Origin of the sequence: Asinibacterium sp. OR53 (assembly GCF_000515315.1) — a bacterium.
GTDB lineage: Bacteria > Bacteroidota > Bacteroidia > Chitinophagales > Chitinophagaceae > Sediminibacterium.
Window position 1 is genome coordinate 3,295,629 of sequence record NZ_KI911562.1, and the last position, 11,417, is coordinate 3,307,045.

Genomic DNA, 11,417 nt, shown 5'->3' on the forward strand with positions numbered 1-11,417 from the left:
TTAATCTTTTTTTTCTTTTACTACCAATGCGCATACCAGGGCAGCGACACAGAGCATACACCCGCCTACCTGCACTGCCAGCAACCGGTCGTTATGAAGGAAGTTATTCATGATCTTACCAAAGAATAATGAAGCGATGATCTCGGGCAATACAATGAAGAAATTGAAAACACCCATGTAAATACCCATCTTCTCTGCAGGTAAACAGCCTGCCAGCATGGAATAAGGCATAGATAAAATAGAAGCCCAGGCAATGCCTACCAGTCCCATCGCTATATAGAGATAGGCCGGCTCATGGATATGATTCACTGCAATTAATCCCAGGCCACCCAATAGTAAACAGGCAGTGTGTGTATATTTCTTACCCATTTTTTTTACCCAGAAAGGCAATGAAAATGAAAAGGCAAATGTGACCAGGTTCAAAATGGCCGAAGTGGTGTTGGCATATTCCAATCCGCGGGTATACAATTCACTGTTGCCTTTGGCATCACCACCAAAAATTTCTGCGGCTACACCTGTGCTGTAGTAGAACCACATGAGAAAGAGTCCGGGCCAGGTAAGAAAGTTCACCAATGCCAGCCTTTTCATCTGAGCAGGCATTTGAAGAATGGAGGAAGTGATCTCTTTGATACCACCGCCAAATCCTTTGTTGGATTCTTTTACTTTCTCGCGCCAGTTCAGGTCGGACGGCGGATATTCATTACTCCGGAACACAGTATATAAAACAGCTACCAGGAATACAAAACCACCGATATAAAATGAGAGCATGATGTTCTGCGGAATAGCACCACCTGCTTTATCTCTCGATACGCCGAACCATTCTACCAGTTTCTGCGGTAAGTATCCTGCTATAAAAGAGGCCAGTCCAATGAACATACTCTGCATGGCAAAACCATAAGGCCTTTGTTGCTCATCGAGGTTATCGGCCACAAAAGCGCGAAAGGGTTCCATGGTAATGTTGATGCTGGAATCGAGTATCCACAACATGCCTGCCGCCATCCATATCACCGATGCATTGGGCATGATGAACAGGGCCAGGGAGCTGAGTATGGCGCCTACCAGGAAAAAAGGCCTGCGGCGACCTAAACGCGGGTGCCAGGTACGGTCGCTCAGGTAACCAATGATGGGTTGTACCAGCAAGCCGGTCATGGGAGCGGCGAGCCATAATCCGGGAATCTGTTCGGGAGAAGCGCCCAGGTATTCATAGATGGCACTCATGTTACCCATTTGCAGGCTCCATCCGAACTGGATGCCGAAGAAGCCGAAACACATGTTCCATATTTGCCAGAAACTCAGGCTGTGCTTGACCCCTGTGTAGGTTGTTGACATAGCAATCGGTATCGTTTAACTAATATGTATTTATTACACAAAGTCTAAAAATACAACAAAACCTCATTCCTCCTTGTACCGGCGCTTTTTTTCTTCTTTGTAATCCAATTGCTCCACTAGTGATTCCGGTGTAGGGTTACTGGTAATAGCAACCGCCACCTGAAAAAGCGCTACACATAAAACAATGGAAGTCAGCAGCTCTCCCCAGGTAATGCCATATCCCCAGAAGCGGTACACAGCGCCATAAGATGGCTTACCAATTTCATATATCACCGTTAAGGTATCACCTTCTTTCCATTCCCTCAACGGGTACCTGGCATCGATGGCATAAGTAATATTACCCTCTTTATAAACAGCCTTGGGGATATTGATGCCTGAAGCGCTGTCTTTCAGCCAGTGAATGGTTGCGGGAATTTTTTCTCCGTCGAAATAGTCGGGTTGCCTGGTAAAGAGCAAATAGCAACCGAAACAAACCAGGTAGAGTATGAAAATGCCTTTATACAATGACGGGACTTTAATGACAAACTTCGTTAATTTATTTCGTATCCAATAGTTGCATCATCAGTTCCGAAATCCTATGCGTTCCCTATCCTCCCATTTCCGCTGGTTTATTCTTTCATCTAACAGGTTTTCCATAGCATCATAAATTTGATTGAGTTGCACATCATGCTCACCCAGTCTTTCTTTCACCAACTTCAATTGTTCCCTGATATCATTTTGTTGCAAGAGAACCCTCCTGACTTCTATAAAGGCTCTCATGATGGCAATATTCATATTGATTGCCCGATCACTGTTTAAAACACCACTTAACATGGCTACTCCCTGTTCTGTAAAGGCATAGGGCAAATACTTGCTATGTTGTCCCCTTCCTGCCTTTAAGGTCACATTTTGTGACCTTAAAGACGCATCGCTTTCGTCTAAGGTTTCAATTTGAAACCTTAAAGATGCAACCTCTTCTTTGGTTAGCCGGAACATAAAATCTTCAGGGAATCGTTTGATATTCCGTTTCACAGAAAAGTTCAAGACTTTTAATTCTATGTGATAAAGCGCTGCTAAATCTCTGTCCAGCATTACCCTTTCTCCTCGTATATCATAAATCTTGCTTTGAATGGCTGGTATTATCTCCATTTCTCTGGTTTTAAATTGTTATACTTATTGATCAAGTATATTATGTACAAACAATTTAAAGACTTTATTCACAGGAGTTATCAGGTAGAATTACCTGAAATCATAGGCCAATAAAACAAAGAGCCGCATTTTGTAAAGCGGCTCTTTGTTTTATTGGAAATATTGTATTACACTTAATTCGAAAGGCTCCTGAAGTCCACCGGCACCAGTTTACTCACACCAGGTTCCTGCATGGTCACGCCGTAGATCACATCCACCGCACCCATGGTTTGTTTGTTGTGGGTAACAATGATGAACTGTGAATTGTCGCTGAACTTCTTGATCATTTGGGTGAACTTGCCTACGTTGGCATCATCGAGCGGCGCATCCACCTCATCGAGGATACAGAACGGAGCCGGTTTGATCAGGTAGATGGCAAACAGCAAAGCAGTAGCCGTTAAAGTCTTCTCTCCTCCACTCAGCTGTGTGATGGAAGAAGGTCTTTTACCTTTGGGTTTGGCAATGATATCGATACCGGTTTCCGCCAGGTTTTCAGGGTTCACCAGGATCATATCGGCTGTATCTTCTTCTGTAAAGAGGGCTTTGAACACGCGCTGGAAATTCTCGCGTACCTGGTTAAAGGTATCCAGGAACTGCTGGTTGGCTGTGGCTTCTACTTCCTGTATGGTCTGTAACAGGCTTTCCTTGGCAGAAACAAGATCGTTCTTCTGCTCTAAGATAAACTCATAGCGCTTCTTCATTTCCGTGAATGCTTCAATAGCCGTAGGATTTACTTCGCCCATATTCTCAAGGCGCTTCTTCATCCGGTCTGAACTGGCTTGCAGTTCTTCTATGCTGGCATCGGTAGTACGCACCTGGTCAAGGATCTCATCGAGTTCTATTTTGAATTCCACACTGAGCCTTTCTTTCATACCGGCCAGTTGCAGTTTCAATTCATTTAGTTTATCCTTGATTTCAGTTACCAGATGATCGATGGCTTCTTTATTCTTCACTTTATGGCGCAACTCACTTTCTTTCTCCTGTAATTGGTTGCGCAGGTTATAATAAGACTGATCAGCTTCATTCAATTTTTGCTCTTCCGCTTCTTTCTTGCGCATCAGTTCCAGCAACAGGTCTTCCGATCCCAGCAATGCCTCCTCCCCTTCTTTGATATTGGCAGAAGCTTCCGTCAATTGGGTTGAATTGCTTTGGATTTGCAGGTGCAGGTCGTTCAACTGGTTCTCTTTGAACACCAGTTCCTGTTTGAGCGTAGTGATCTTGCTCTGTTGGCGCGTCAGTTGCAGGTTGCTCTCATTGTATTGTGCCGATGCAAAATTGTATTCCTGCTCAGCTTGCTGGTAGTCCTGCTCCACCATTTTCATTTCTTCGCCTGTATGCTGCAATGCTTCGTTGAGTTGCTGCAATGATTCGCGGGTAGCGGCAATCGCATCCTGCTCATCCTGCCTGCGCAATTCAATCTCTTCTATTCGCTGCTGGGCGTTTTGTTGAGCAGCCTGCAGGTTCTCTATGCGGTTACGGGTAGCAAATACCTGGTTGGTCAGTTGGCTGATCTCGTTTTCGGTTTGCTTGATGGCATGCTCTTTCAATTGCTCATTGAAACCGATCACTTCATTGTGTTTGGCCTGGATATCTGCCTTGAGTGCATTTACAATAGCTTCTTGTGCAACGATTTCTTCGTACAGCTTTTCCAGGTTTTTGGCGCGGCCGATCTTCTTTCCTTCAAACAAGCCTACACTACCACCGGTAAGGGTGTATTTTCCTTTTACATATTTGCCACTCTTTTCCAGCACTATAGCGCCATTGCTGTTATTCAGCGCTTCCTCATTCTCTCCGATGTACACATTACCCAGCAGGTATTCAGCCAGCTTACGGTATTGCGCATCTACCTCTATCACATCCATGGCTTTGATGGTGTGTGCAGGCTGGTGCGTTTCAACATTGACAGCAGCGAATTTCTCAAGCATAAAGAAATTGGCCTTGCCTTTTTTATGCTCGTCGAGGAGTTGAATCGCCTGCAAGCCTTCCTGCAGGTTGTTCACCACATAATAATTTAGATAAGGTTCCAGCACATTCTCAACCGCTGCGCGGTATGCTTCTTTCACATAAATGATATCGGAAAGAATAGGCGCTGCGTGATTCCAGTTGGGATTCTTATGTAGGAATTTGATACTCTCGGGATAGCCTTCCATTGAATCGATCAGGCTTTTCAGCAGATCATATTCGTTCTTTTTGGCATCGAGCTTACGGTTCTCTTCAGCCAGTTGATTGCGCAATACTTCCAACTGTGATTGCGTTTCGAGTATCTGTTCTTTGGTACGCTCATGTTGTTCCTGCAACTGTTGCAGGTCGATACGTTTAGCCTCCAGGGTTTCTTCCTTCTCTTGTAATTCCGTATTCAGTTGCTGCAACTGGTAAGCGCGGTTCTGCTGTTCTTCGGTCAGTTGTGCATGTGCACGTTGCAGGTTTTGTATAGAGGTATCGGCAACCGCTACTTTTTTCTCTGCATCGAACTGGCTGCGCTGTATCTGCTGGTAGCGGCCACGCAAAGCATCCACACCGCTGCGTTTTTCATCGAAAATGCGGCGTTTATCTTCGATGTCCATTTTAGCAGTCTCTACCCTGTCCTGCAATTCCTGCAAACGGGCTTCTTCTTCTCCTACCTGCAATTGCGTATATTCAATAGAATCTCCAATAGTTTTGAGTTGCCCTTCTGCTTTTTCCAGGAAATCTTTGAGGCTGCCTTCTTTTTCTTTCAGGTAATGCAGTTTCTGTGTAGCCAGGTTTTTTTCGTTTTCCTTGCTGCGCAAGTGTTGCAGCAATTCATTGAACTCATGCTGCATGCTTTGCAAAGCTCTTTCTTTTTCAATGAAACCTACTTTTTCCTGCTCCAAAGCGGCTTCTTCGGTAGCGATCTCTGCTTCTAACCGTATCTTTTTGTTGGTTTCGTTCTCCTGCTGTTCGTTCAGGTCTTTGTAGGTAAGATTGAAACCTTCCAGTGCAGCTTTGGTCAGCTCTATCGATACTTCTTTGTATTCTTTTTTGATCTCATAATACTTCTCTGCTTTCTTCGCCTGGTTTTCCAGGGTCTTCAACTGGTTGTTGATTTCAAAAAGCAGGTCCTCGATACGCGCTAAGTCCTGCTCGGTAGCATCAAGTTTATTCTTGGCTTCTTTCTTCCTTGTTTTATAAATGGTAATACCGGCCGCCTGTTCCAACATGCGGCGGCGGCTGTTCTCCTTGTCTTTGATGATGTCATCTACCATGCCCAACTCAATGATGGCATAGCTGTCGGTACTTACACCGGTATCGAGGAAAAGGTTATGGATGTCTTTGAGTCGGCAGCTTACATCATTCAAACGATATTCACTTTCACCGTTCTTGTAAAAACGGCGGGTAACTGTTACCGTACTGAATTCTGTGGGCAGCAGGTTCTTGGTATTTTCAAAAGTGAGACTCACTTCGGCCAATCCACTCGGACTCCTTGTTTTACTTCCGTTGAAGACCAACGCTTCCAGGTTCTCGCTACGCAATGCCGATATTTTCTGTTCACCGATCACCCAACGGATGCTATCGATGATGTTACTTTTACCACAACCATTGGGGCCGATGATACCGGTAATACCTTCGTCGAAACTCACCACCGTTTTATCAGCAAAACTTTTGAATCCTTTGATCTCTAATGACTTTAATCTCACTTTTGTCCCAGTTTTAGTACCTGCGAACATACACGAAAAGGGCTATATTCTCAGAAAAGAATAAAGGCCTGTGCATAACAGGTGGAGAAATGAAAAAATAAATAATTGTGTATTTTTCTAGCCGATAACTGATTGATTTTCAGCCAGTGCACCGGTGTCAACTACTTTTCCCATTTCGGTACTGAGCATGCGTGAAGGGTATCTGTTGATGACAATGAAATCATGTGTGGCCATGATCACGGCTGTTCCATAATCTTTAGATATCTGTATGAGCAGTTGCATGATCTCATCGCTGGTTTCGGGGTCGAGGTTGCCGGTAGGCTCGTCGGCCAGTATCAGTTTGGGAGAATTCAGGAGTGCACGGGCAATATCCACACGTTGCTGTTCTCCACCACTCATTTCAAAAGGCATTTTGAAGCCTTTGCTTTTCAAGCCTACTTTATCCAATACATCATGGATCTTCTCTTCGATCAGTTGATCATCTTTCCAACCGATGGCTTTGAGTACGAATTTCAGGTTCTCGTGCACATTACGGTCTGTAAGCAGTTGAAAATCCTGGAATACAACGCCCAGGTTGCGCCGGAGAAAAGGCACTTTTTTCCAGGTCATCTCACGCAGATCAAAATCAACCACAGAAGCCGTTCCTTCTTTCAATGGCAATTCACCGTAAAGGGTTTTCAACAAACTACTTTTCCCGGTGCCTGTCTTTCCTACCAGGTACACGAACTCTCCTTTATTTACCGTAAAATTCACGTCCTGGAGAATCAGGTTATTTCCCTGGTATATATTGGCATGACTGATGGATACAACTGTTTCTGACATAAAGCTAAATTAATGATTGTGCTTCAAATCGGGCAGGCTTTGAACTGTTAATATTCGTAAACCAGTTCTCCGAATGTTCCTTTCAACACCAGGCTCGACCTTTCTGCGGCTTCTACTTTTCCTACCAGTTTTGCTTCAATATTGAACTCCTGCGCTATGCTAATCAATGCAGCAGCCGTGTCTGCATTGGTGAATATCTCCAGGCGATGTCCCATGTTGAATACCTGGTACATTTCCCTGTTATCGGCGCCTGAGTTTTCCTGTATCAACCGGAAGATAGGCGGCGGTTCAAATAAATGATCTTTAGTGATCTTCAAAGGACGTGGCAGGTACTTCATACATTTGGTTTGCCCGCCGCCGCTGCAATGGATGAGTCCGTTGATAGCATCGAAATGCTCGTCCAATATGCGTTTCATCAGGGGGGCATAGGTTCGGGTGGGACTCAATAATAATTTCCCTACGCTGATAGCTCCATAGCCCGGCACTTCCATGGTATCGGTCATTTTATTTTTGCCGATGTAAACCACTTCATCACTGAGTGTGGTTTCGAAAGTCTCGGGATATTTTTCCGCATAATATTTATGCAACACATCGTGACGGGCGCTGGTGAGTCCGTTCGATCCCAGTCCGCTGTTGTAAGCCGATTCGTAAACAGCCTGTCCTGCGCTGGCAAAACCCACGATCACATCACCCGGCGCTATTTTCTCATTGGTGATCAGTTTCGATTTGGGCCAGCGGGCGGTCATGGTACCGTTTACCGCAATGGTCCTTACCACGTCCCCCACATCGGCTGTTTCTCCGCCCAGGTAATGAATATTCACCCCAAAGCCGCGGAGCTGATCAAAAAATGCCTGCGTGCCGTTGATCACTTCCTGTAATACGGCTCCAGTGATCACCGATTTGTTGCGGTCGATCGTGGAAGAGAAGAGCAGGTTATCGGTGATACCCACGCACAACAAATCATCCAGGTTCATGGCTACCGCATCCTTTGCAATACCCCGCCATACGCTGGCGTCGCCTGTTTCTTTCCAGTAGAGATAGGCCAGGATACTCTTGGTACCGGCACCATCGGCGTGCATGATATTGACCCAGTTGGCATCACCCCCTAAAAAATCGGCATATATTTTACAAAAAGCTTGCGGGTAAAGGCCCTGATCGAGCTGCTGTATGGCCGCATGCACTTCTTCTTTCTGGGCAGAAACACCACGTTTTGCGTATAACGACATGAATGAAATGTTGAATTCGTGCAAATGTACAACACGCTTACTTACCAGTTCTTCTGTTTTCTGACTTACTTTTGCCCCCAATTATGAAGGTACATCGTGAACTGGCAGGCTCTCTACCCGAATTCCGCAATGCAGTAGTTACCATCGGGGCTTTCGATGGGGTGCACCTGGGGCACCGGCAAATCATTGCACAACTGAAAGCGGAGGCGGCACGCATCAACGGAGAGACCGTGATCGTTACTTTTCACCCCCATCCCCGCAAGATCGTTTCTTCCGTTCCCGGTGATATCAAATTGCTGAACACATTGAATGAAAAGATCGCCCTGCTCAGCGAAACTGGTATCGATCACCTGGTGGTGGTACCTTTCGATCATCGTTTTTCCAACCAGCCTGCAGAAGCCTATGTTACCGATTTCCTTTACCGCTATTTTAAACCGCATACCATTATTATAGGATACGATCATCGTTTTGGCAAAGGCCGCGAAGGGGATTATCATTTGCTGGAAGATTTCGGCAAGCAATTGGGTTTTGAAGTGAAGGAGATTCCCGAGCAGTTGCAAAATCAAATTGTTGTCAGCTCCACCCGTATTCGCCAGGCCATCGCGCAAAACGATATTGCAACAGCCAATGCCTTATTGGGTTATCCCTATTTTTTCGAGGGACTCATTGTGGAAGGCAACCAGTTAGGCCGCACCATTGGCTATCCTACAGCCAACCTTCACATCACTTCAGAAGAAAAACTGATACCAGGTGATGGGGTGTATGCAGTGCAGGTGAATATAAAAGACGCCAGCAATTCAACTGTATTTTTAAATGGTATGATGAATATTGGTGTACGACCAACGATTGGTGGCAGGAAGCGCGTGATTGAAGTGAATATTTTTGATTTTGATGCAGATATATACGGACAGGTATTACAAGTGCATGTAGCGCATTACCTGCGTGGCGAAGTAAAATTCAATGGACTGGAAGAACTGAAAGCACAATTGCAAAAAGATAAAGAAACAGCCATTGCGCAATTGAGCCATTGAGCCATTTGCACATTACGCCATTGCTTTCACCAACATTTCCTTGAGCAAACCTGCATCGGAAGTACCTCCATCATTCACACCTATGCTGCGCAGGTTGTACTGGTGCAGCAGCAGCAACAACCGCTCTACACCCTGGTAATCGTATTTGCGGGAAGCCGCCAGGTAATCTTTCACAAAATAAGGGTTCACGCCCAGGGCCGACGCGGCCGACTTTTCATCGGGATTGGGAATACCATATAACATATACAACTTGCTGAAGAAATTGTATAGTGCAGGCAGCACCAGTTGTATAGGCGCCGCTTTGGGGTTGGCTTCAAAATATTGTACAATGCGGATGGCTTTGGGCAGGTCTTTACGCGCTACGGCATCCTGCAGTTCAAACACATTGAACTCTTTGCTCACCCCTATATAATTTTCAATATCATCTTCGGTGATATTTTTCCTGGCATTCAGGTTCACCGCCAGCTTTTCTATTTCGTTCTGTATACGGCTCAGGTCGTTACCAATATGGTCTACCAAAAGGGAAAGCGCTTTTTGGGTAATGCTGAGTCCGTGCTGCTTCACCACCTGCCCCGCCCATTCCGGCAACTGGCTGTCATATATCTTTTTAGTGGTAAGCATTTCGCCCTTTTGCTTGAGCACTTTAGCCAACTTTGACCGCCCGTCTACCTTTTTATCCTTATAACTTACTACAAACACTGTGGAAGGCTGCGGGTTGTCTACATAGACTTCCAGCTTTTCAATATCCCGCATCTGTTGTGCCTCTTTCAGTATCACCACCTGCCGTTCGGCAAACATGGGATAACGGCGGCAGGCATTTACCACGGAGGGCCAGTCGGCATCCTTGCCATAAAAAACGGTGAGGTTGAAGCCCGCTTCGCTTTCATTGAGCAGGTGTTTTTCCGCATAATCCACTACCTGGTCAATAAAAAAAGGTTCTTCCCCCTCCAGCCAGTAAACAGGCTTAAAACTCCCTTTCTTCCATTCGGTTATGATCTTTTCTGCCGACATAGCGCAAATATCAAATACGGTTCATGAATAATGAAATACGAACAAAGGAACTTGCCAACAATCTTTTGGCACGGTTTTGGTTCTCTTCGTCAGAATTAATGGAATCCGTAAACAAATCCATTTTTAACTTTACTATAAATTAAACCAAACCATTTTTGTATGAGTTACCCTCAAGCCACTAACACCCCCCAGCCTGAGCAACCGAAAGACAACCGAAAGATCGTTTATGGTGTTTTGATCGCTGCCTTGATTGGCACGTGGGGTTATATCTTTTATGACAAAAGTCAGACCCGTCAGGCTGTGACACAGCTTGAAACCCGGATCAATAATGTAGACAGTGCCCGCTCGGCCGTTCAGCAGGAATTTACCGTTGTTTCCGCTAAAGCCGATTCATTGACACAGAATAATATCCAGTTGCAAGGCACACTGGCCGAAAGAGGTTCAGAGATCCAGAAGCTGAAGAGCAATATCAGCAGCATCCTGAAAAAGAAAAATGCTACCCAGGCAGAACTGGCACAGGCCAAACAAATGATCGGTGAGTTGAACGGCAAGATGGATGGTCTCGTTGCCGAGCTTGAAAAAGTCAAAGGCGAGAACCAGCAGCTGACCACCGAAAAAACACAATTGACCGCCGACAAGCAGACACTACAGGAAAACCTGGATAAAACCAGCACAGAGAAAAAACAAATTGAAGACGTAGCTTCTACCCTGCATGCATCCAACATCGGTATTACTGCTTTGAAAATAGGCAGCTCCGGCAAGGAAAAAGTAACCACTACCGCCAAGAGAACCGATGCCATGCGCGTGTCTTTCGTACTCGATCCTAACAGGATCACCACTACCGGCACCAAAGACATTTATGTATGTGTAACAGCTCCCGATGGCAAGGTCATCAGCGATGGAGGCAGTTCATTTGACACCCGTGAAGAAGGCTCCAAGTCTTTCACCAGCAAAGTATCAGTGAACTATGAGCAGAACAAAGTAACCCCCGTTAGCTTCGATATCAAGCAAACCGATAAATACCAGGTAGGCGATTACAAGATCGAGATCTACAACAACGGTTTCAAAATCGGCGAAGGAGTGAAAAAGCTGAAAAAAGGCGGATTATTTAGTTAAATGACAAATTCCCCCCATACACTGTAAAAGCAACCTTCCCGGTTGCTTTTCTTTTTTAG

General features: G+C 45.3%; 9 protein-coding genes. 2 read left to right on the forward strand and 7 right to left on the reverse strand.

Annotated features, from left to right (window positions below):
- The 6 genes from SEDOR53_RS0114675 to SEDOR53_RS0114700 all read right to left on the reverse strand — a co-directional run bounded on the left by SEDOR53_RS0114675 (position 1) and on the right by SEDOR53_RS0114700 (position 8,200).
- A complete protein-coding gene (locus SEDOR53_RS0114675; protein ID WP_026770403.1) occupies positions 1–1,329 on the reverse strand; it encodes an MFS transporter in 1,329 nt (442 codons plus the stop codon).
- Positions 1,330–1,392: 63 nt separating this feature from the next.
- Positions 1,393–1,833 (reverse strand): hypothetical protein, encoded by a 441-nt coding sequence (locus SEDOR53_RS0114680; RefSeq protein ID WP_026770404.1) that lies wholly within the window; start codon positions 1,831–1,833, stop codon positions 1,393–1,395.
- A 57-nt stretch (positions 1,834–1,890) separates the two neighbouring features.
- Complete coding sequence (locus SEDOR53_RS0114685) at positions 1,891–2,457, reverse strand: ORF6N domain-containing protein (protein ID WP_026770405.1); 567 nt, start codon at positions 2,455–2,457, stop codon at positions 1,891–1,893.
- Positions 2,458–2,630: 173 nt separating this feature from the next.
- Complete coding sequence (smc, locus tag SEDOR53_RS0114690; protein WP_026770406.1) at positions 2,631–6,152, reverse strand: chromosome segregation protein SMC; 3,522 nt, start codon at positions 6,150–6,152, stop codon at positions 2,631–2,633.
- A 117-nt stretch (positions 6,153–6,269) separates the two neighbouring features.
- Positions 6,270–6,974, reverse strand: coding sequence for a cell division ATP-binding protein FtsE (locus SEDOR53_RS0114695; RefSeq protein ID WP_026770407.1), 705 nt, complete (start codon positions 6,972–6,974; stop codon positions 6,270–6,272).
- A 47-nt stretch (positions 6,975–7,021) separates the two neighbouring features.
- Entirely contained in the window at positions 7,022–8,200 is a 1,179-nt protein-coding gene (locus SEDOR53_RS0114700; protein WP_026770408.1) for an AIR synthase related protein, read from the reverse strand.
- 83 nt (positions 8,201–8,283) lie between these two features.
- On the opposite strand from SEDOR53_RS0114700, the gene SEDOR53_RS0114705 reads away from it, so the two are divergent.
- Entirely contained in the window at positions 8,284–9,231 is a 948-nt protein-coding gene (locus SEDOR53_RS0114705; protein ID WP_037361409.1) for a bifunctional riboflavin kinase/FAD synthetase, read from the forward strand.
- A gap of 12 nt (positions 9,232–9,243) precedes the next feature.
- On the opposite strand, the gene holA is transcribed toward SEDOR53_RS0114705, so the two are convergent.
- The gene (gene holA / locus SEDOR53_RS0114710; RefSeq protein WP_026770410.1) at positions 9,244–10,242 is read right to left on the reverse strand and encodes a DNA polymerase III subunit delta; all 999 of its coding nucleotides are present in this window, start codon (positions 10,240–10,242) and stop codon (positions 9,244–9,246) included.
- Positions 10,243–10,401: 159 nt separating this feature from the next.
- Here holA and SEDOR53_RS0114720 point away from each other — a divergent pair, with 159 nt between their 5' ends.
- Entirely contained in the window at positions 10,402–11,358 is a 957-nt protein-coding gene (locus tag SEDOR53_RS0114720; protein ID WP_051347872.1) for a hypothetical protein, read from the forward strand.
- The last annotated feature ends 59 nt before the right edge of the window (positions 11,359–11,417 follow it).

Coding starts and splice junctions, on each gene's coding strand:
- holA (WP_026770410.1), bottom strand. CDS start 10,242: ATGTCGGCAGAAAAGATCATAACCGAATGGAAGAAAGGGAGTTTTAAG.
- SEDOR53_RS0114720 (WP_051347872.1), top strand. CDS start 10,402: ATGAGTTACCCTCAAGCCACTAACACCCCCCAGCCTGAGCAACCGAAA.
- SEDOR53_RS0114705 (WP_037361409.1), top strand. CDS start 8,284: ATGAAGGTACATCGTGAACTGGCAGGCTCTCTACCCGAATTCCGCAAT.
- SEDOR53_RS0114700 (WP_026770408.1), bottom strand. CDS start 8,200: ATGTCGTTATACGCAAAACGTGGTGTTTCTGCCCAGAAAGAAGAAGTG.
- SEDOR53_RS0114685 (WP_026770405.1), bottom strand. CDS start 2,457: ATGGAGATAATACCAGCCATTCAAAGCAAGATTTATGATATACGAGGA.
- SEDOR53_RS0114675 (WP_026770403.1), bottom strand. CDS start 1,329: ATGTCAACAACCTACACAGGGGTCAAGCACAGCCTGAGTTTCTGGCAA.
- SEDOR53_RS0114695 (WP_026770407.1), bottom strand. CDS start 6,974: ATGTCAGAAACAGTTGTATCCATCAGTCATGCCAATATATACCAGGGA.